Raw genomic sequence first — 20943 nt, forward strand, 5'->3', positions numbered from 1 at the left:
GCACGCGGGACACGCGGCCGCACCGGGGCAGGGGCAACGACGGCTGAGCGCCCGGACGCGGCCGGGCGGTCGGTCCGATGAGCCGGACCGCGCTGCTGGTGACCCACACCGGCCGTCGGCGCAGCACCGAGCACGCCCGGGCGGTCGCCGCCGACCTGATCGCCGCGGGTTTCGAGGTCCGGGTGGTCGCCGAGGAGGCCGACGACCTCGACCTGCCCGGCGTGGTGCCGGTCGCCGGTCCGGAGGCCGCCGAGGGCGCCGAGATCGTCTTCGCGCTCGGTGGGGACGGCACCTTCCTGCGCGCGGCCGAGCTGGCCCGACCGGCGAAGGCGCCCCTGCTGGGCATCAACCTCGGCAAGGTGGGCTTCCTGGCCGAGGCCGAGATCGACGATCTGGACACGGCGGTCCGCGACGTCGTCGGGCGCAACTACACCGTCGACGAGCGGCTCACGCTGGACGTCACGGCCGAGTTCGACGGTGGCCCCACCATCGAGTCCTGGGCGCTCAACGAGATCAGCGTCGAGAAGGGCGAGCGGGCGCAGATGCTCGAGCTCCTCGTCGACGTGGACGGCCGGCCGCTGTCCCGCTACGGCTGCGACGGCGTGGTCTGTGCCACCCCCACCGGCTCCACGGCGTACGCGTTCTCCGGCGGCGGGCCGGTGGTCTGGCCGGAGGTGGAGGCGCTGCTGCTGGTGCCGATCAGCGCGCACGCGTTGTTCAGCCGTCCGCTGGTCACCGCCCCGACGTCCACCTTCGTGATCACCGTCGACCCGTTCACCACCCTCGCCGTGCTCTGCTGCGACGGCCGGCGGGTCTACGACCTGCCGCCCGGTGCCCGGGTCACGGTGCGTCGGGGCGCCCTGCCGGTACGCATCGTGCGGCTGCGGGCCCGCCCGTTCACCGATCGGCTGGTCGCCAAGTTCGGGCTGCCGGTGCACGGCTGGCGCGGCTCTCGTCGCTGACCACCGCCGCTCGGCACGGCACCGCCCTCGGCAGGGCCTGAGAAACCCGGATACCCGCCGGACATCCGCCGGCCCCGCACCCGCCGCCTGGATGTCCACCTGGCGACATGTCGCCGGTGCGGCGTGCCGCAGCTAGTGACCATTCGACGCGTTTCGTCGCAGACTCCGATCGGTTGATCTCCCTGAGACCGGCCCCCTGGAGTAGAGGAGCGCATCTCATGCACTGGCCCCCACGCTGGCTCAGCGCCGGCGCGGTCGGCGCGTTGGTGGTCGGACTCGCCGCACCGGCGTCCGCCGAGCCGCCCGCCCGGCCCACCGGCCCGAGCCCGGGCACGTCCGCCCCGGGCACCGCGCCCGTCCGCATCACCCTGATCACCGGTGACCAGGTCGACCTGGTGCCGTCCGCGCCCGGCCGGGTTGCCGCCACCGTCCGCCCCGGCCCCGGCCGCGAGCGGATCACCTTCCACACTGTGGAGGCCGACGGCGGGCTGCGGGTGCTGCCCAGCGACGTCGTGCCGTACGTCTCCTCCGGGGTGCTCGACCCCAACCTGTTCGACGTGCAGGAGTTGGCCGCCGACGGGTACGGCGATGCCGCGCAGAGCGCGCTGCCGCTGATCGTGCGTTACCAGGAGCAGAGCGCCGGTCGGGTCCGGCCGCTCGCTGGTGCCACCGACGCCCGTGCGTTGGAGAGCATCAACGGCGCGGCGATGCGGGTCGGCAAGGGCGACCTCGGTGGCTTCTGGACGACGCTGCGTGGCGCGCCGCTGGCGCGTACCGCCGCTGGTTCGCCGGCCCGGCTCGGCGCCGGCGTCGCCCGGATCTGGCTGGACGGGAAGGTTCACCCGACGCTGGAGCACAGCGTGCCGCAGATCGGCGCACCGACGGCCTGGGCGGCCGGCCGGGACGGCAGTGGCGTCCGGGTGGCGGTGCTCGACACCGGTGTCGACGCCACTCACCCCGACCTGGCCGGCCGGATCGCCGAGGAGCAGGACTTCTCCGGTAGTGGCAGCGCCCGGGACGGGCACGGCCACGGCACCCACGTGGCGGCGACCATCGCCGGCAGTGGGGCCGCCTCCGGCGGGCTGCGCAAGGGCGTCGCGCCCGGTGCGCGGCTGCTGATCGGCAAGGTGCTCGACGACGGCGGCTCCGGTTACGACTCGTCCATCATCGCCGGCATGGAGTGGGCTGCCCGCTCCGGCGCCAAGGTGGTCAGCATGAGCCTCGGCGGTTCCGCGACCGACGGCACCGACCCGATGAGCCAGGCGGTAAATGACCTGACCGCCGAAACTGGGGCGCTCTTCGTGATCGCCGCCGGCAACGAGGGCGCGCCGCGTACCGTCGGCACGCCGGGAGCGGCCGCGGCGGCGCTCACCGTCGGCGCGGTGGACCGCGACGACAACCTCGCGGAGTTCTCCAGCCGCGGTCCGCGTATCGGCGACAACGGCCTGAAGCCGGAGATCACCGCGCCGGGCGTCGGCATCATCGCCGCCCGGGCCGCCGGCACCACCATGGGTACGCCGGTGGGCGACGCCTATACCCAGGCGTCGGGCACTTCGATGGCTACTCCGCACGTGGCCGGCGCGGCTGCGATCCTTGCCCAGGAACACCCCGACTGGGTCGCCGGAAAGCTCAAGGACGCGCTGGTCAGCACCACGAAGGCGAACCCGGAGCTGACGGTGTTCGAGCAGGGCGGCGGTCGGGTCGACGTGGCCCGGGCGCTCGGCCAGCGGGTGTATGGCACCGCCACCGCCGACTTCGGCCGGCTGAGCACCGGTGGCGTGGTGGCCGAGCGGTCCGTGACGTACACCAACAGCAGCGCGACCCCGCAGACCCTGCGGCTGGCCCTGGAGCTGCGCAACCTGGACAGCGGCACGGCCGAGCCCGACGGGGTCACCGGTGGTGGCGGCGAGGTGACCGTGCCGGCCGGCGGCAGCGTCGCCGTGCCGCTGCGCGCCGACCCGGCGAAGCTGGGCCGTGGTGTGCACAGCGGGTGGCTGGTGGCCACCGGCGCGGACGGCATCGCGGTGCGTACCGCCGTCGCGCTCACCCTCAGCGGCCCGGTGCACACCCTCACCATGAAGGTGCTGGACATGCAGGGTCAGCCGGGCGTGTCGCCGGTGTTGACCCTGTTCGGCGAGCAGCCCGAGTCCGACTACCTCGGCTGGAGTGCCGGCGAGACGCAGGTGCAGGTCGAGGAGGGCCCGTACCTGCTGGAGGCGCTGATCGAGCACGGCGCCCCGTTGGACGAGCAGATCACTCTGGTCACCGACCCGGAGCTGATGGTCGATCGGGACATGACGGTGATGCTCGACCCGCGGAAGGGCACTCCGGTGCGGATCGAGACGCCGAAGCCGGCCGAGCAGCGCGCGACGATCAGCTTCTACGAGCACCGGGTCTTCGGCAACGGCCGGCAGGTCGACCACGGCGTGATGACCTTCAGCACCATCCAGCAGGTCAACGTCACGCCGACCCGGCAGGTGCGCCAGGGCGAGTTCGAGTTCTCCTCGCGCTGGCAGCTGGTCGCACCGATGGTGGACGCCCGGATCAGCGGGGTGTCCGGTCCGCTGGACATCAACCTGATGGGCTACTCGCCGGCACCCACCGACCGGCGGAAGCTGCCGCTGGTCTGGGCGGGCACCGGCACCGCGGCCGAGCTGGCCCGGGTGCGCGGCGCTGCGGCGCTGCTCACCGAGAGCCCGGACGTCTCGGAGGAGGAGCAGATCGCGGCGGCCGCGGCGGCCGGTGCGAAGATGGTGCTCATCGTCCGGGCTGCGGACCGGAGCGCGTGGACGGTCTGGACTCCACTGGGGGACCGGCTGCCCGTACCCGCGCTGGCGGTGGCGTACGACGACGGGCAGCGGTTGATCGCGGAGGCGCGGAAGGGCCGGGCGACGCTGGACCTGACGCTGACCGTGGACAGCCCCTACCTGTACGACGTGTGGCAGGTCTCGAAGGGCCGGGTGCCGGAGCGGATCGTGCACACGGTCACCGCGAAGAACACCGCCGAGGTGACGGCCCGCTACGGCGACGTCGGTGGTTCGGAGTGGGCCACCGAGCAGCGGTTCAGCTGGCGTCCGTGGCAGGAGACCTCCTGGAACGACGACCAGCGGCTGGTGCGTACCGGCACCACCCGGCAGGAGTTCGTGAGCGCCGGGGACGCCTGGTGGCAGCACCGGGTCCTGCACAAGATGATGTTTTCGAACTGGGGGAAGCTGACCGGTGGTCTGACCCAGCAGCCCCGGCGGTATGCCGCCGACGACCGGGACACCGAGACCTGGCACGCCCCGGTGATCCGGCCGGCCGTGCCGGCCAACGCCGGGCTGCCGGTGCCCAGCCGCACCGGTGACGTCCTGGACCTTCGGGTGCCCGAGTTCGTCGACGCCGACGGTCACTACAGCCCGGCCGGCGGCAGCGAGGAGTCGGACACCGTGCAGGCCCGGCTCAGCCGCGACGGGAAGCAGATCGCCGACCTCGCCGGTGGCTGGGCGACCGTTCCCACCACCTCGGAGTCGGCCCGCTACCGGCTCGACCTGACCACGCAGCGGTCCTCGGACGAGTGGCGCTACGCCACCCGCACGGAGACGGCCTGGCAGTTCACCTCGGCCCGCCCGACGGGGGACGCGGCTCGGCCGCTGTCGCTGCTGCAGGTGGACTACCGGGTCCCGGCCGACCTGCGCGGTGAGGTGGCCGGGCGTCGGCCGCACCAGCTCGGGTTGACGCTGCGCCAGCCGGCGGGTGTGTCGGCGCCGGTTGGCACCAGCCTGAAGGTCGAGGTGTCGTTCGACGGCGGGCGCACCTGGCGGTCGGCGCCGGTGCGCGGATCGGGTACCCGGTTCACCGCCGAGGTGCCAGCCGGGCAGGGCACGGTGTCGCTGCGGGTGCACGCCCGCGACCGGGCCGGTAACACCGTCGACCAGACCGTGGTCGACGCGTACGGGCTGCGCTGATCTGAGCGGGGTGGGGCGGCTGTGGGCCGTCCCACCCCGATCGGGTCCGACTCAGATCCAGCCCCGACGGGCGACCTGGAAGGCCAGCCCGGGCCGGGTGTCCACGCCGGCGACGGCCATCAGGTCGGCGAGTCGCCGCTGCACGGTCCGCCGGCTCACCCCGAGCTGGGAGGCGATGGACTTGTCCGGTACGCCGGCCACGAACAGCGACAGCAGCCGCGCCTCGTCGGCGTCCGGCTGGTAGCCGTCGGCGGGGCGATCGTCGGCCCGCTGGCCGTCGGTCGCCGGTTCGGTGAGCGGGTCTTCCAGCCGCAGCCGGGTGGCCACCCGCCAGTGGCTCTCGAAGAGGGCGATCAGGGCGTCGAGCAGTTGACTGCGGCCGATCACGGCGGCGCTCGGCTCGCCGCCGTCGCGGTCGGGTACCAGCGGGCAGATCGCGGTGCGCGCGTCCACGATGGCCAGTCGGACCGGCAGCCGGTCCAGGACCCGGGCGTGTTCGCCGGCGGCGATCCCCTTGGCCAGGTCGACCAGCGCGCCCGGCTCCAGCAGCATGTCCCGCTCGTAGATGGCCCGGTAGCTCACCCCGCGGGCCAGCGCGTCGAACTCCTCGACGTTCTCCGGGCCGGCCATGGCCAGGGGGTTCGCCCGGCAGAACCAGAGCACCTCGGTACGCGCCGAATTCTGCAGATCGCGCAGCCGGTCCCGGAGCACCCGGGTACCGGTGATCACCTCGACCAGGTGATCCACGTGGTGCCGACGCAGCCCGGACCGGTACTCCTCGGCCAGTTGGGTGACCCGCCGCCGGGCCGCCTCCAGGTCCTCCTGCCGGCGCAGCAACGCCGCGCCGAGGGCGACATCCGGGGCGGTCGGGCGCAGGGGAGCGTCCGGGTCGGTGTCGGTGGGCTGCACCAGACCCTTGGCCCGCAGCGCCTCGACCTGGGCGACGACCTGCTCGCGCGGCCGGTGCAGCCGGTGTGCCAGCTCGTCGATTCGGGCCGTGGTGAGCTGGAGCAGGCAGCGGTAGAGCTCCTCCTCAGCCGGGGTCAGGCCGATCACGTCCAACACGGGGCAGAACTGTACGTCGGCCAGGTCGTGGCCGTACTGCGGCCCGTCCGCGGGCCGGTCGGCTGGTCAACTGTCGGGCCTCGCGTCTACTGTCGGGTGCTGTGCTGGAAGAGCTGCGCATCACCGGACTGGGCGTCATCGAGGACACCACGCTGCCGTTGACCGGCGGCATGAACGTCATCACCGGCGAGACCGGTGCGGGCAAGACGATGGTGGTTACTGGCCTCGGCCTGCTCTTCGGCGGCCGGGCCGACGCCGGGCGGGTTCGTGCCCAGCCTGGCCGGGCTGTGGTGGAAGGCCGGCTGCGTCTGGAGGGCCGCGTCGCGGACGCGGTGCACGCCCGGATCACCGATGCCGGCGGCGAGCCCGACGAGGACGGCTCGCTGCTGCTGAGTCGCACGGTGACGGTGGAGGGCCGGTCCCGCGCCCATCTCGGTGGCCGGAGCATGCCGGTGTCGATGCTCGGTGAGGTCGGCGAGCAGGCGGTGGCCGTGCACGGCCAGTCCGACCAGTTGCGGCTGCTGCGTCCGGCCGAGCAGCGGGCCGCGTTGGACCGCTTCGCCGGCCCGGCGCACGAGAAGCTGCTCGACGCGTTGCGTGAGGCATACACCGGGTGGCGGCGGGTGGTCGACGACCTGGCCGACCGACGGCGCAACGCCCGTGAGCGCAACCAGGAGGCTGACCTGCTGCGGCTCGGCCTCGACGAGATCACCCGGGTCGATCCGCAGCCCGGTGAGGATGACGAGCTGAAGACCGAGGCGCAGCGGCTGGAGCACGCCGAGGGGCTGCGCACGGCCGCGCAGGTGGCTCAGCAGTGCGTGGCGGGCGGCGCGGAGGCGGCCGACGAGACACCGGACGCGGCGGTGCTGCTCGGCACCGCCCGGCGCACCCTTGAGGCGCAGGCCGGCACCGATCCGGCGTTGGGCGAGCTGGCGGCCCGGCTGGAGGAGGCGGCCACCCTGGTCACCGACGTCTCCGCCGAGCTGTCGGCGTACCTGGCGACGCTCGACGCGGACCCGGCCAGATTGCAGCACGTCTACGAGCGGCGTGCCGCGCTGCGCGCGCTGACCCGCAAGTACGCCGACGACGTCGACGGGGTGATCGCGTGGGCCGAGCGGGCCCGCACCCGACTGTCCGACCTGGACACCTCCGATGACCTGCTCGACGAGTTGGAGCGCGACGGTCAGCGGTTGGCCGGTGAGGTGGCCGACCTGGCCGGGCGGGTGTCGACCTCCCGACAGGAGGCGGCGGTCCGCTTCGCCGACCAGGTCACCGTCGAGCTGGCCGGGCTGGCCATGCCGCACGCCCGGATCGAGGTGGCGGTGCTGCCCCGCCCGGCGGGGCGGGCCGAGCCGGCCCTGTCGGTCAACGGCGTCGAGGTGGGCGTCGCCCCGGACGGCGGCGACGAGGTGGAGCTGCGGTTGCTCGCCCATCCGGGCGCGCCGTCGCTGCCGTTGCAGCGGGGTGCCTCCGGCGGTGAGCTGTCCCGGGTGATGCTCGCCATCGAGGTGGTCTTCGCCGGCTCGGGTGGCCCGCCCACGCTGGTCTTCGACGAGGTCGACGCGGGGGTCGGAGGTCAGGCGGCGGTGGAGATCGGCCGGCGGCTGGCCCGGTTGGCCCGCAGCCACCAGGTGCTGGTCGTCACCCACCTGCCGCAGGTTGCCGCGTTCGCCGACCGGCACCTGGTGGTGGCGAAGGACACCGGTGGCGCGGTGACCACCAGCGGGGTGCGGGTGGTGGAGGACACCGAACGGGCCCGGGAGCTGGCTCGGATGCTAGCTGGTTTACCCGATTCGGATCTGGGTATCGCCCACGCTGAGGAGCTTCTGGCCGTGGCGGCGAAGGAAAGGCGTCCGTGACGCCGCGTATTGTGATGGCAAGCACACCGGCGTGCGCCGACGTGTGCTTCCCTGGGTAGGCGGCCCTGCTCAGGCATGTCGCGACAGAAAAGCCTGCCCCACATGCCAGGATGGTCACGATGCGTCTACCCACGTTGCGCCGGCACCGGAACGCGGAGCCGGGCAGAGTCCTCGGCACCGCGCGCCTTGATCGCCGGACAAAACGCCTGGTCGGCCGGCTGCGCCCGGGTGACATCGCGGTCATCGACCACGTCGACCTGGACCGGGTGGCGGCCGATTCGTTGGTCGCCGTCGGGGTCGCGGCGGTGCTCAACGCCAAGCCGTCGGTCTCCGGCCGCTACCCCAACCTCGGCCCGGAGGTGCTGATCGCCGCCGGCATTCCGCTCCTGGACGACCTCGGGGAGGGCGTCTTCGAGCAGATCCGCGAGGGCGACCAGGTCCGGATCGAGGGCAACACGGTCTTCGCCGGGGACGAGCCGGTGGCGCACGGCAGCCTGCAGGACGCCGAGTCGGTCGCCAAGGCGATGGCCGACGCCCGGGAGGGGCTGTCGGTCCAGTTGGAGGCGTTCGCCGCCAACACCATGGACTACCTCCGCCAGGAGCGCGACCTGCTGCTCGACGGCGTGGGCGTGCCGGAGATCCAGACCCAGGTCCAGGGCCGGCACTGCCTGATCGTGGTGCGCGGCTACGACTACAAGGCCGACCTGGACGTGCTGCGCCCGTATATCCGGGAGTTCAAGCCGGTGCTGATCGGCGTCGACGGCGGCGCGGACGCGCTGGTCGAGGCCGGCTACACCCCCGACATGATCATCGGGGACATGGATTCGGTCACCGACGACGTGCTGCGCTGCGGCGCCGAGGTGATCGTGCACGCCTACCCGGACGGGCGGGCGCCCGGCCTGCCCCGGGTCAATGGCCTCGGTGTCCCGGCCGTGACCTTCCCGGCCGCGGCGACCAGCGAGGACCTGGCCATGCTGCTGGCCGACGAGAAGGGCGCCTCGCTGCTGGTCGCGGTCGGCACCCACGCCACGCTGGTCGAATTCCTGGACAAGGGTCGCGGCGGAATGGCCTCGACGTTCCTGACCCGGCTGAAGGTCGGCGGCAAGCTGGTCGACGCCAAGGGCGTGAGCCGGCTCTACCGGCAGAGCATCTCCGGTTCGTCGCTGCTGCTGCTGGTGCTCTCGGCGATCGCGGCGATGGCTTCCGCGGTGGCCGTCTCCACCGTCGGTAAGGCTTACCTGGGCGTGGCCGCCGAGTGGTGGGACAATTTCGTGTTCCAGCTGTACCGGCTTTTCTAGTTCCCGACCGATCAAGAGGCTGCAAGCGTGATCAACTTCCGCTACCACGTGGTGTCCCTCACCGCGGTCTTCCTGGCTCTGGCGATCGGCCTGGTGGTCGGCACAGCCGCCCTCAACGGCCCGGTCGCCGACTCGCTCAAGGAGCAGGTCACCGGGCTGCGCAAGGACAACCAGCAGTGGCGCCAGACGGTCAACAACATGGAGAAGCAGCTCGGTCTGGAGGAGGAGTTCGCCGAGGAGATGTCCCAGGTCGTCCTGCCGGGCACCCTCGCCGGGCGCCGGGTCGTGGTGCTCAGCCTGCCCAACGGGCGTGACCACACCGACGGCGTACTCAAGAAGCTCCAGCTCGCCGGGGCCACCATCACCGGCCGGGTCGACCTGCAGGACAAGTTCATCAACCCGGACAACAACTCCAACCTCCTGGAGCTGGCCGTCACCGCCGCCCGGCCGACCGCGCAGACCACCGGCCTGCCGGGCAACGGGCACGGTGTGGAGACCTCCAGCGCGCTGCTGGCCAGCGTCCTGCTGGACCGGGCCCAGGGCGCCGCACCGGTCAGCGACGCCGACCGGCGGGCGGTGCTCGCCGCGTACAACAACGCCGGTTACCTGACCACCGACAACAACAAGGTCACCGGCTCGGCGGAGGCCGTCGTCGTGGTCAGCGGCCAGCCGTACGTCGACAAGGACTCCGAGAAGCGGGACGAGTCGGTCGTCAAGATCGCCGAGCAGTTCGACCGCACCGGGTCGATCGTGGTGGGCGGCAACGGTTCCGTCGGCGGCAACCTAGTGGCCGTGGTCCGCGGTGACCCGGTGCTGGCCCAGACGATCTCCACCGTCGACAACGCCAACACCGTGCAGGGCCAGCTGGTCACCAGCCTCGCCCTCGTGCAGCAACTCACCGAGAAGAAGGCCGGCCAGTACGGCGTCGGCGACAACGCCGCCTCGCTGCTGCCTAGACTGCCCCAGTGAGCGAACGACGTACCCGTTGCTGATCCCATCGTCAGGTCTCAGCAATCCGTGCGTTTCCGCAGGGAAGGTCCGTAACGGTGTCACCACAACGTGAGGGTCGCGGCGTCCTGATGACGGTCTCTCGCTTCCGCCTGCCGACATGTCGGCAGGGTTGCGCCACCTGCCCGCCCCGCCCCAACCTTTCGGCCGGGGCGGGTGGCGCGGGTCTTCTGGTCGGCTCCACGAGGGTTCGGCGCTTGCGCGCCCCGGTCTCCGGCCACTGCGGTACCGGTCGAGCTGGCCGCCGCGAGGGCGGCGAGGTTGCAGGCGGCGTTAGCGTCCCGGTCGGCGACCAGGCCGCACACGTCGCAGCGGAAAGTGCGCACGTGCAGCGGCAGCTTGGCTTTCACCGCGCCGCACGTGGAGCAGGTCTTCGAGGAAGGGAACCAGCGGTCGGCGACGTGGATCCGTCCACCGTTCCAGCCGGCCTTGTACGTCAGTTGCCGCCGGATTTCCCCGAATCCGGCGTCGGCGATCTTCCGCGCCAGGCGCCGATTGCGCAGCATCCCAGCGACGTTGAGGTCTTCGACCACAACCGTGCCGTACTCGGCGCTGATCTTGGTGGTGAGTTTATGCAGCGCGTCGCCGCGCAGGTTCGCCACCCGATGGTGCAGCCGGTTTCGTTCCGCGTTGGCTTTCAACCAACTGCGGGAAGGGGTCTGGCCGGTGCGCCGGTTCGGTCCTCGGCGGCGCGAGACGCGGCGGGAGAGCCGCTTGAGCTGTTTGACCGCCGCGTCGTAGTGCCCGGGGTTGGGCACATGGCGGATCTCGCCCTGGCTGTCGGCGAGGACGGCGAGGCATTTCACGCCCAGGTCCACCCCGACGGCGACGTCCTGGCGGGTCGGGGTGCGTGCGGCGCGTTCGACCTCGACCTGGAAGGAGACGAACCAGCGCCCCCGCTCGAACCTGACCGTTGCGCAGAGGATGCGGGCGGTGTCGACGGCGATACGGCGCTCAAGCTTGCGTGTGGATTCGTGGGTGCGGATCGTGCCCAGTCTGGGCAGGGTGACATGCCGACGATCGGGCTCGACGCGGATGGCGCCGGTGGTGAACCGGCACGACAACCCCGCCCGGTGCTTGGACTTGCGCCGCGGCATGCCCATCCGTCGGCCCTTGCGCTGCCCGCGCTTCGACTTCGCGTAGTTGTCGAACGCGGCGGCGGCGTTGGCCAGCCCGGTGTTGTAGGCCTCCTTGGAGTTCTCCTCCCACCAGCCAGCAAACCGCGGGTCGGTCTTCTTGACCTGGTTGAACTCCTTACGCAGGGCGATCAGCGACCACGGCCGCCACTCGGTCAACTCCGGCTCGGCCAGCCCGTAGGACGCCTCGGCGCGGCGCTGCCACCACGACGCCGACACCCAGCCCACCGCCCAGTTGTAGGCGGCGCGTGCCGCGCCGCAGTGCGAGCGCAACGCCCGCTCCTGCGCGGCGTTGGGGTCCAGGGCGAACCGGTACGCCTGCACCACGAAGCCCGGCCGTGGCCGGAACTTCTTCACCCCACATCCCCCGCGGCCTCAGCCGCCCGCAACGCAGCGTCGGCCCGGTGTCGGGCCGAGCCGCGGCCGTACAGGCGGGCACACATCAAGGTCAGCACCTCGCTCATGTCCCGCACCGGGTCACCGCTGGCTTCCTGCGCGTCGAGGACGATCAGGCGACGCCCGGACGCGGCGAGGGCGGCCTCCAGGTGCTCCACACCGAAACGGGCCAGGCGGTCGCGGTGCTCCACCACGATCACCACCGCTTCGGGGTCAGCCAGCACGCGGGCGAGTTTGCGCCGCCGGCCGTTCAGCCCGGAGCCGACCTCGGTGACGACTTCGCCCACGGCAAGCCCGAGCTTGGTCACTCCCACAACCACACGGGCAACCTGCCGATCCAGGTCTGGATTATTCCAAGCGAAAGTTGATAGGCGATGATACAACGCGCGACTGTTACAAACCCCGTGTCCGAAACCGACGAGGCGTCGGCGTGAGTGTGCTGGGCCGGCTGCTGATCGCCGGCGCCGGTGCCGCCGCCGCCCGCTACGCGCTGCGCGAGGTCCGCACCGCCCCGGTCGCGCCCGCGCTGGGGCGCACCAACTTCCGCGGCCGGACGGTGACCCTGGCCGCCGGGCCGGCGCTCGCCGCCGGTGCGGCCGCCGCCAGCGCGTTCGGCTCCACCAGCGCCGCCTCCGGTGGGGCCGCCCTGGTCGCCGGCCTCGGCGCCGGCGGCGTCGGGCTGTATGACGACGTGGTCGGCGCGCGGCCGGAGCAGAAGGCGTCCAAGGGCTTCGCCGGCCACCTCGCCGCGCTGCGCGAGGGGCGGGTCACCGCCGGGCTGATCAAGGTCGTCGGCGTGGGCGCCGCCGGGCTGGGAGCCGCCGCGCTGCTCGCCGCCGACCCCCGGGTCGCCGCGCACCCGCGCCGCCAGCGCCACGGCGCGTTCGGCCGCGGCGTGGACGTGCTGCTCGGCGCCGGGGTGATCGCCGGCACCGCCAACCTGCTCAACCTGCTCGACCTGCGGCCCGGCCGGGCCCTCAAGTCCGGGCTCCTGCTCGGCGCGCCACTGACCACAGGCCCGCACGGCGGGATCGCCGCGGGCGCGGTCGGTGCCGCCGCCGGCCTGCTCCGCGATGACCTGAGCGAGGAGGTGATGGTCGGCGACAGCGGCGCGAACGCGCTCGGTGCGCTGCTCGGCGTCGCGCTCGCCGCCCGGACCGGCCCGCTCGGCCGGGCGGGGCTGCTCGCCGTGCTCGCCGGTCTCACCGCCGCCAGTGAGAAGGTCAGCTTCACGTCGGTGATTCAGCGGACCCCGGGGCTGCGGGAGCTTGACGCACTGGGCCGGCGCGCCGACTGACGTGACCACACCGGCACCCCTCGCCGGCGCCGGCCGGCTGGCCGGGGCAGCCGCGCTCATCGCCGTCCTCACCGTGTTCAGCCGGCTCGCCGGCTTCGGCCGTACCGCCGTGTTCACCTGGAGCCTGGCGCCCACCGACCTCGGCGGCGCCTACGTGGTGGCCAACGCGGTGCCGAACTTCATCTTCGAGATCGTCGCCGGGGGAGCGCTGGCCAGCCTGGTCGTACCGCTGCTGGCCGGTGCGGTCGCCGTCGGCGACCGCACGGCGGTGGCCCGGACCACCGGGGCGTTGCTGAGCTGGACGCTGGCCCTGCTGGTGCCGCTCGCCGTGCTCGTCGTGCTGTTCGCCGGGCCGCTGATCGGGTCGCTGGGCGACGGCCTGACCGCCGCCCAGCAGCAGAGCGGCGCCCGGATGCTGCGGGTCTTCGCCCCGCAGTTGCCGCTGTACGGCGTCGGCATCGTGCTCACCGGGGTGCTCCAGGCGCACCGCCGCTTCGCCTGGCCGGTGCTCGCCCCGCTGCTGTCCAGCCTCACCGTGATCGTCGTCTACCTGGGGTTCACCGCGACCCAGGGCCGACTGGCCACCGTCGGCGGGGTGACCCCCAGCGGCGAGCTGCTGCTCTCGGCCGGCACCACCCTCGGCGTGGTGGTGCTGTCGCTGTCGCTGCTGATTCCGGTCCGGCGGCTGCGGCTGCGCCTGCGGCCCGGGTTCGGGTTCCCCGCCGCCGCGCGGGCCCGGGTCGGCGGCCTGGCGGTGGCCGGCGCGGTCACCGTCAGCGCGCAGCAGATCGCGCTGATCGTCAGCCTCCACCAGGTCACCTACGGCGCGCAGACCAACCCCGGGGTGTACAACCTGGCGCAGACCGTCTATCTGCTGCCCTGGGCGGTGCTGGCGGTGCCGCTGGCCATCGCCGCGTACCCGACCCTGGTCGCCGCCCAGGCTGCCGGGGATGAGGACACCTACCGGGCGACCCTCGCGCCGGCCGTGCGCGGGGTGCTCCTGTTCAGCTGCCTCGGCGCGGCCGCGCTGATCGGCACCGCCGGGCCGATCGGGCAGTTTTTCTTCAACAACGCGTCGACCGCGTCGACCGCCGCCGCCGCAATCATTGGGTTCGCCCCGGGTCTGCTCGGCTACGGCCTGTTCGCGGTGCTCACCCGGGCGCTCTACGCCCGGGGGGAGACCCGGGCGGCGACCGTGGCCACGGCGGTCGGCTGGCTGGTGGTTCCCGCCGCCGTCCTGCTGCTCGGCGTGCTGCTGCCGTTGCGGGAGCGGGTGCTCGCGGTGACGGCCGCCAACTCGGTGGGCATGCTGGTGCTCGGGGCGCTGCTGGTCGTGGCGGTGTGGCGCAGCGCCGGCCGTCCGGCGTTGGCCGGCGCGGCTCGGGCCGGGGCGGCCGGTGGCCTCGGTGGGGTGCTCGCCGCGCTCGCCGGGCTTGGCCTCACCCGCTGGCTCGACACGCCGGGCGGCGGCACCCCGACGATGGCGGCGGCACTCGGTCAGGGCATGCTGTCCGGGGTTCTGGTCGGGGCCGTGTTCCTCGCCGTGGTCTGGTTCGTCGACCGGCGGGACGTACGGCCACTGCTCGTCGGGGTGCTGCGGCGCCTGGGCCGGGCGGGCCGGCGGGGGTCGCGGGACCGGGCCGGCACGCCGCCGCCGGGCACGGTCCCCCCGGAGCGGGGCGACGGGAAGGAGACGGTGTCTCGGTGAGCGCGAGGAGTGAGCCGGGTCTGCCCATTCTGCCCACCGGATGGTCGGGCACCATTGCGCTGCTGCTCGCCTCCAGCACCGGCGGAGTGGGTCAGCACGTCCGTTCGGTGGCGCGTGGTCTCGTGGCGGCCGGCGCGAGCGTGCTGGTCTGCGGGCCGGCGGCGACGCAGGAGCAGTTCGACTTCGCCGGTGTCGGCGCGCGTTTCCAGCCGGTGGAGATCCCGGCCAGCCCGACCCCGGCCGACGCGCGCGCGGTGCTCGCCCTGCGCCGGACGCTCGCCGCCGAGCAGGTCGATGTGGTGCACGCGCACGGGCTGCGGGCCGGGTTGGTGGCCGTGCTGGCCCGCCCGTCCGCCCCGCTGATCGTCACCTGGCACAACGCGGTGCTCGCGGGCGGGCTGCGGGGCGGTGTGTCCCGGCTCGCCGAGCGGGTGGTGGCCCGGGGTGCCCGGGTGGCCCTCGGCGCCTCCGCGGACCTGGTGCAACGGGCTGCCGCGCTGGGCGCCGCCGATGCCCGGCTCGCCCCGGTCGCCGCGCCGGCGCTGCCCGCGCCGCGCCGACGTCCGGCCGCCGTCCGGGCTGAGTTCGGCGTCCGCCCGGATCAGCCGCTGATCGTCTCGGTCGGTCGGCTGCACCCGCAGAAGCGCTACGACGTGCTGATCGACGCGGCGGCCCGCTGGCGTACCCGCACACCGCCGCCGGTCGTGGTGATCGCCGGGAGTGGCCCGGCCTACCTGCCGTTGGCCGCCCGGACGTCCGCGGCCCGCGCCCCGGTGACCCTGCTGGGGCACCGCACCGATGTGGCCGACCTGCTCGCCGGCGCGGACCTCGCGGTGGTGACCAGCGACTGGGAGGCCCGGCAGCTCTTCGCGCAGGAGGCGCTGCGGGCCGGCGTACCGCTGGTGGCCACCGCGGTCGGCGGGCTGCCGGAGCTGGTCGGCGACGCCGCCACGCTGGTCCCCGCCGGCGACGTGGACGCGGTCGACGCGGCGGTGCGCGCGTTGCTGGACGACCCGGCGGCCCGCGCCGAGTTGGGCCGGCGCGGCGCCGAGCGGGCGGCGACGTGGCCCACCGAGGCGGACACCGTCGCGGCGCTGGCCGCCCTGTACGGCGAGTTGGCCGCGGACCCTGCCGGTCCGGCGGCCCCGGACTCCGACGCCCCGATGACGGGACACCGGTGATGCTGCGCCGACTCGCCCCCGCCCTGTTGACCGTGCTCGTGGTGGCGCTGGGCATCACCGCGTTGGCGGCCCGCCCACCCCAGGGCACCCCGCAGCGCACCGCCGACTTCGTGGTGCTCGCCGGGATCGCGGGGCTGCGCTGGGAGGACGTGGATCCGCAGAGCACCCCGACGCTGTGGCGGATGGCCCAGGACGGGTCGATCGGTTCCCTGTCGGTGCGCTCCGCGCACCGGCCCACCTGCCCCGTGGACGGGTGGTTGACCCTGGGCGCGGGCAGCTTCGCGGCCTGGAACGGCAGCCGGACGGCCGGCGGCTGCCCGGCGACGGGGGTGGCCGTCGAGCAACCGGACGGCATCGGCGCGAACCTGCCCGACCAGGAGAGCGTGGTCCACTACAACCAGCAGGTGCTGCCCTGGGGCACAGTGCCGGGGTCGCTGGCGGAGTCGGTGCGCTGCTCGGTCGCGGTCGGCCCGGGCGCGGCCGTGGCCGCCGCCCGCCCGTTCGGCCGGGTCGACCGGTACGCCTCCGCGCTGCCGGAGGATCCGCGTGGGCTGCTCGGCTCGTGTGTGCTGAGCATCGTCGACCTGGGCACGGTCGACGGGTCCGACCCTGCGGTGCGCGCCGAGGAGGCCCGTGCGGCGGACGCTCAGCTGGCTCGGGTGCTGGCTGCCCGGCCGCCGCGGTCGCTGGTGCTGGTCGCCGGGATCTCCGACACCGCCCAGCCGTCCCGGTTGCACGTGGCGGTCGCCGACGGGCCGGGCTGGGAGCGGGGCTGGCTCACCTCGGCCAGCACGGGGCGGGACGGGTACCTGCAACTTGTCGACCTCGCACCGACCGCCCTGGCCGCGCTGGGTCGGCCGATGCCGGAGCGGCTCTTCCTCGGCCGGGCGGCGGTGAGTACGGACGGTCGTCCGGCCGACCTGGCGGAGGCGATCAACGCTCCGGCGGACGCCGACCGGGAGGCGGCCGCCCAGCGGACGGTCTCCGGTGGGTTCTTCACCCTGCTCGCCGGGGTGCAGGTGCTGCTGGCCCTCGCGGTGCTGCCGCTGCTGCGCCGGGCACGCCCGCACGCGGGCCCGAGTGGGCCGACGCCGGTGTCCGGGCGGGTCATGTCGGTGGCGGAGCTGGTGCTGGTGGCGGCGGCGTTGACCGTGCCGGCCGCGCTGCTCGCCGACGCGGTGCCCTGGTGGCGGGGCGAGCACCCCGGTTGGATCTTCGCCGGTGTCACCGCGCTGCTGGTGGCGGCCGGCACCGCGGCGGTCCGGTTCACCCCCGGGTACGCCGGCACCCTCGGCCCGTTCGGCGCGGTGGCCGGCCTCACCACCCTCGTCGTCGGGCTGGACGTGCTCACCGGCGCCCGCCTGCAGCTCAACGGGGTGGTCGGCTACTCGGCGTTGCAGGGTGGCCGGTACGCCGGCCTGAGCACGGTCGGGCTGGGGGTGTTCCTGGCCGGCGCGCTGTTGAGTGGTGGCTGGCTCGCCCAGCGGGTGCACCGCGGTTGGCGGCCGGCGGTGATGGTGGCCGTGGGTGGGCTCGCCGTGGTGGTGGTCGGGAGCCCGTATCTGGGTGCCGACCCGATCGGTGCGATCGCGCTCACCGCCGGGCTGAGCGTGGCCGCGGTGATCAGCGCTGGCGGTTGGTTGACGATCAGCCGGCTGGCCTGGGCCACCATGGCCGCCCTGGCGGTCGGCATCGGCTTCGCCGTGGTGGACCTGCGCCGTCCGGCGGCGGAGCGGGGCAGCCTGGGCCGGTTCCTGTCCGCCGTCGGCGACGGCACCGGCGGGTTCGCCATGCACCGGTCCAGCACGGAGAACTTCGAGACGTTGGTCAACAGTCCGCTGACCGTGCTGGCTCTGGCCGGGGCGCTGTTGGTGTGGTTCGCCCTGTTGCAGCCGTGGGGCGGGCTGATGCGGCTGTTCGGCATCTACCCGGCCGTCCGGGCCGCACTGGCCGGCACCGCGGTCGCCGCGGTGCTCGGTGGCGTGCTTGACGGCGCGGCGCTGGACGTCGCGGGCGCCGCCGCCGCGTTGGTGGTGCCGATGGCCGCGCTGGCCTCGCTGCGGGTGCTCGGGCACGCCGCCGACCGGACCCGTCCGGGCGGGAGCCGCGCTCGTGACGACGGTGCCGACGACGATTCTGGCTCCGGCTCCGGCGGCGCTGGTCCGGCCGGTGGTGGTGACGGCCCGACCGGCGGTGGTGGGCCCTTGGGCGCGGTGCACCCCCGTCCGATCAGCGGCGCACCCGCCGGTCCACCACGGCCGGTCGCGTCACCCGCGGTTCCCGACGTGCCGGCTGACCGGGTCAGCGACGGCTCCAGCGCTGACGAACCGGTTGAGCCGCCCTCGGGAGGGCCGATGCCGAACGCCCCGGCGGGGTCGCCCGTGGCGCCGGCGCAGCGACCGGCCGATCCGTCGGAGGAGGTCACCCCGACGGTGGCGGGGCCGCCCCGGGAGGGCACCCGGTCGTCGAGCGAGGTGGCCGCTCCCTGAGCGTCGGGCGTCGTCGTGATGGCCCGTTGGTGTCCCAGCCGGGTGCGGCCTTCGAGTACCCGCTCGGGAGGTGTTACCGTGGAATCCCGTGGATCGCGTGATCAATTTTGCTGATCAAGCACGGCGGTCTGCATGACCGCGACAGACGACACGGGAGCAGGCCTTGGCCCCATCAGCACGGACGACCAGGCACATTTTCGTCACCGGGGGCGTCGCCTCCTCGCTGGGTAAGGGCCTCACCGCCTCCAGCCTCGGCAACCTGTTGACCGCGCGCGGGCTGCGCGTGGTGATGCAGAAACTCGACCCCTACCTCAACGTCGACCCCGGAACGATGAACCCGTTCCAGCACGGCGAGGTCTTCGTCACCGAGGACGGCGCCGAGACCGACCTCGACGTCGGGCACTACGAGCGGTTCCTGGACCGGGCGTTGTCCGGTAAGGCGAACGTCACCACCGGCCAGATCTACTCCGACGTGATCGCCAAGGAGCGGCGCGGCGAGTACCTGGGTGACACCGTCCAGGTCATCCCGCACATCACCAACGAGATCAAGTCGCGGATCGTGGCGATGGCCGACCCGGACGACGACGGTCACCTGCCCGACGTGGTGATCACCGAGGTCGGCGGCACGGTCGGCGACATCGAGTCGCTGCCGTTCCTGGAGGCGATCCGTCAGGTCCGCCACGACCTGGGCCGGGACAACTGCTTCTACCTGCACGTTTCGCTGGTGCCGTACCTGGCGCCGTCGGGTGAGCTGAAGACCAAGCCGACCCAGCACTCGGTGGCGCAGTTGCGCAACATCGGTATCCAGCCGGACGCCATCGTGCTGCGCTGCGACCGGGAGATCCCGCAGAAGCTCAAGGAGAAGCTGTCGCTCTACTGCGACGTCGACGCCGAGGCGGTCGTCGCGGCGCCGGACGCGCCGAGCATCTACGACATCCCGAAGGTGCTGCACCGTGAGGGGCTGGACGCGTACGTGGTGCGCCGGCTCGGGCTCTCCTTCCGGGACGTGGACTGGGCCAGCTGGGACGACCTGCTGGAGCGGGTGCACCGGCCCCGGCACACGGTCACGGTCGCGGTGGTCGGCAAGTACGTCGACCTGCCCGACGCGTACCTGTCGGTGAGTGAGGCGATCCGGGCGGCCGGCTTCGGCCACCGGGCCCGGGTGCAGCTGCGCTGGGTGCCCAGCGACGAGTGCGTCACCCCGGCCGGCGCCGCGGCGGCCCTGGCCGGCGTGGACGGCATCCTCATCCCCGGCGGCTTCGGGGTACGCGGCATCGAGGGCAAGATCGGCACCGCCCGGTACGCCCGGGAGAACGGCATCCCGCTGCTCGGCCTCTGTCTCGGCCTGCAATGCATGACCATCGACGTGGCCCGCCACCTGGCCGGCCTGGACGGCGCCAACTCCCTGGAGTTCGACGAGCAGGCCAAGCATCCGGTCATCGCCACGATGGCCGACCAGGAGGACATCGTCGCCGGCAAGGGCGACCTGGGCGGCACCATGCGGCTCGGGGCGTACCCCGCGACGCTGACCGAGGGCTCGATCGTCGCCGAGGCGTACGGCAGCACTGACATCAGCGAGCGGCACCGGCACCGCTACGAGGTGAACAACGCCTACCGCGACGCGCTGACCAAGGCCGGCCTGCACATCTCCGGCACCTCGCCGGACGGTCGGCTGGTCGAGTTCATCGAGCTGGACCGGGGTCTGCACCCGTTCTTCGTGGCCACCCAGGCGCACCCGGAGCTGAAGAGCCGCCCCACCCGCCCGCACCCGCTGTTCGCCTCGTTCGTCAAGGCCGCCGTGGCGTACTCGCAGGCCGACCAGTTGCCGGTCGACCTGGACGCGGCCACGGAGGCCCCGACGGCGCGTAAGGCCGCCCGCAACGGCGCCGCGACGAAGGCAACGTCCGCGTCGTGAGCGCTGTCGAGCACCGCTACGAGGTGCGCTCCAGCGAGGAGCGTTACCGGGGCCGGATCTTCACCGTGGTCAGCGAGGAGGTGACCATGCCGGGCGGCGGGACCGCGCGGCGGGACCTCGTGCGGCACGTCGGGGCGGTGGCCGTGGTGGCGCTCGACGACGCCGGCCAGGTGGTGCTGATCCGGCAGTACCGGCACCCGGTCGGGCGGCACCTGTGGGAGCTTCCGGCCGGGCTGATGGACGTCTCCGGCGAGGAGTTGCCGGCCGCCGCGTTGCGGGAGCTGGCCGAGGAGGCCGACCTCACCGCCGGCCGCATCGACGCGCTGGTCGACCTGCACAGCTCACCCGGGTTCACCAACGAGCTGGTCCGGGTCTACCTGGCCCGGGAGTTGGCCGACGTGCCGGCCGATGAGCGCCACGAGCGCAGCGACGAGGAGGCCGACCTCCAGATCGTCCGGATCGACCTGGACGAGGCGGTCGGCATGGTCCTGGCCGGCGAGATCACCAACGCCTCCGCGGTGGCCGGGCTGCTGGCCACGGCCCGGGCCCGGGACACCGGCTGGTCGGCGCTGCGCCGCGCGGACACGCCGTTGCCGCGCTGAGAGTCGCCGGGGCCGCACACGTGGCACCGGCGAGGAGTACGCGCAGAGGGGCCCCGCGGCACGCCGCGGGGCCCCTTCGC

Annotated in this window: 13 protein-coding genes and 1 pseudogene; 11 read left to right on the forward strand and 3 right to left on the reverse strand. The window is 73.6% G+C overall.

Features of this window, described 5'->3' with window-relative positions; translation table 11 throughout:
- The first annotated feature begins 77 nt into the window (after positions 1-77).
- A complete protein-coding gene (locus tag OG470_RS19520) occupies positions 78-962 on the forward strand; it encodes an NAD kinase (protein ID WP_328414234.1) in 885 nt (294 codons plus the stop codon).
- Between the two features lie 218 nt (positions 963-1180).
- Positions 1181-4909 carry a S8 family peptidase gene (locus OG470_RS19525; RefSeq protein WP_328414236.1) on the forward strand — a complete coding sequence of 1243 codons (3729 nt, stop codon included), beginning with the start codon at positions 1181-1183 and terminating at the stop codon, positions 4907-4909.
- A 51-nt stretch (positions 4910-4960) separates the two neighbouring features.
- Here the strand turns inward: OG470_RS19525 and OG470_RS19530 are convergent, their stop codons facing one another.
- The gene (locus OG470_RS19530; RefSeq protein ID WP_328414238.1) at positions 4961-5974 is read right to left on the reverse strand and encodes a helix-turn-helix domain-containing protein; all 1014 of its coding nucleotides are present in this window, start codon (positions 5972-5974) and stop codon (positions 4961-4963) included.
- Between the two features lie 101 nt (positions 5975-6075).
- On the opposite strand from OG470_RS19530, the gene recN reads away from it, so the two are divergent.
- The 3 genes from recN (at position 6076) to OG470_RS19545 (ending at position 10100) form a co-directional block, all read left to right on the forward strand.
- Positions 6076-7833 (forward strand): DNA repair protein RecN, encoded by a 1758-nt coding sequence (gene recN, locus OG470_RS19535; protein ID WP_328414239.1) that lies wholly within the window; start codon positions 6076-6078, stop codon positions 7831-7833.
- A gap of 119 nt (positions 7834-7952) precedes the next feature.
- A complete protein-coding gene (gene steA, locus OG470_RS19540; RefSeq protein ID WP_328414240.1) occupies positions 7953-9131 on the forward strand; it encodes a putative cytokinetic ring protein SteA in 1179 nt (392 codons plus the stop codon).
- Positions 9132-9158: 27 nt separating this feature from the next.
- Positions 9159-10100, forward strand: coding sequence for a copper transporter (locus OG470_RS19545; RefSeq protein WP_328414242.1), 942 nt, complete (start codon positions 9159-9161; stop codon positions 10098-10100).
- Positions 10101-10180: 80 nt separating this feature from the next.
- On the opposite strand, the gene tnpB is transcribed toward OG470_RS19545, so the two are convergent.
- Together tnpB and OG470_RS19555 are read right to left on the reverse strand one after the other, a co-directional pair.
- Positions 10181-11632 carry an IS607 family element RNA-guided endonuclease TnpB gene (gene tnpB / locus OG470_RS19550; protein WP_328414243.1) on the reverse strand — a complete coding sequence of 484 codons (1452 nt, stop codon included), beginning with the start codon at positions 11630-11632 and terminating at the stop codon, positions 10181-10183.
- Positions 11629-12054: pseudogene (locus OG470_RS19555) on the reverse strand (IS607 family transposase); the annotation flags it as partial. The pseudogene OG470_RS19555 and the gene tnpB, both read right to left, overlap by 4 nt.
- Positions 12055-12101: 47 nt before the next feature.
- Here OG470_RS19555 and OG470_RS19560 point away from each other — a divergent pair.
- From OG470_RS19560 to OG470_RS19585, 6 genes are all read left to right on the forward strand, one after another.
- Entirely contained in the window at positions 12102-12968 is an 867-nt protein-coding gene (locus tag OG470_RS19560) for a hypothetical protein (protein WP_328414245.1), read from the forward strand.
- 1 nt (position 12969) lies between these two features.
- Positions 12970-14676 carry a murein biosynthesis integral membrane protein MurJ gene (murJ, locus tag OG470_RS19565; protein ID WP_328414247.1) on the forward strand — a complete coding sequence of 569 codons (1707 nt, stop codon included), beginning with the start codon at positions 12970-12972 and terminating at the stop codon, positions 14674-14676.
- Complete coding sequence (locus OG470_RS19570) at positions 14673-15857, forward strand: glycosyltransferase family 4 protein (RefSeq protein ID WP_442930915.1); 1185 nt, start codon at positions 14673-14675, stop codon at positions 15855-15857. The genes murJ and OG470_RS19570 overlap by 4 nt, the downstream gene beginning before the upstream one ends.
- Positions 15857-18346 (forward strand): hypothetical protein, encoded by a 2490-nt coding sequence (locus OG470_RS19575; protein ID WP_328414249.1) that lies wholly within the window; start codon positions 15857-15859, stop codon positions 18344-18346. The genes OG470_RS19570 and OG470_RS19575 overlap by 1 nt, the downstream gene beginning before the upstream one ends.
- 163 nt (positions 18347-18509) lie before the next feature.
- Positions 18510-20261, forward strand: coding sequence for a CTP synthase (locus tag OG470_RS19580; protein ID WP_328414251.1), 1752 nt, complete (start codon positions 18510-18512; stop codon positions 20259-20261).
- Positions 20258-20863, forward strand: coding sequence for an NUDIX hydrolase (locus tag OG470_RS19585; protein ID WP_328414253.1), 606 nt, complete (start codon positions 20258-20260; stop codon positions 20861-20863). Before OG470_RS19580 ends, OG470_RS19585 begins: the two co-directional genes overlap by 4 nt.
- Positions 20864-20943 lie beyond the last annotated feature (80 nt).

It is taken from the genome of Micromonospora sp. NBC_00389 (assembly GCF_036059255.1).
GTDB lineage: Bacteria > Actinomycetota > Actinomycetes > Mycobacteriales > Micromonosporaceae > Micromonospora.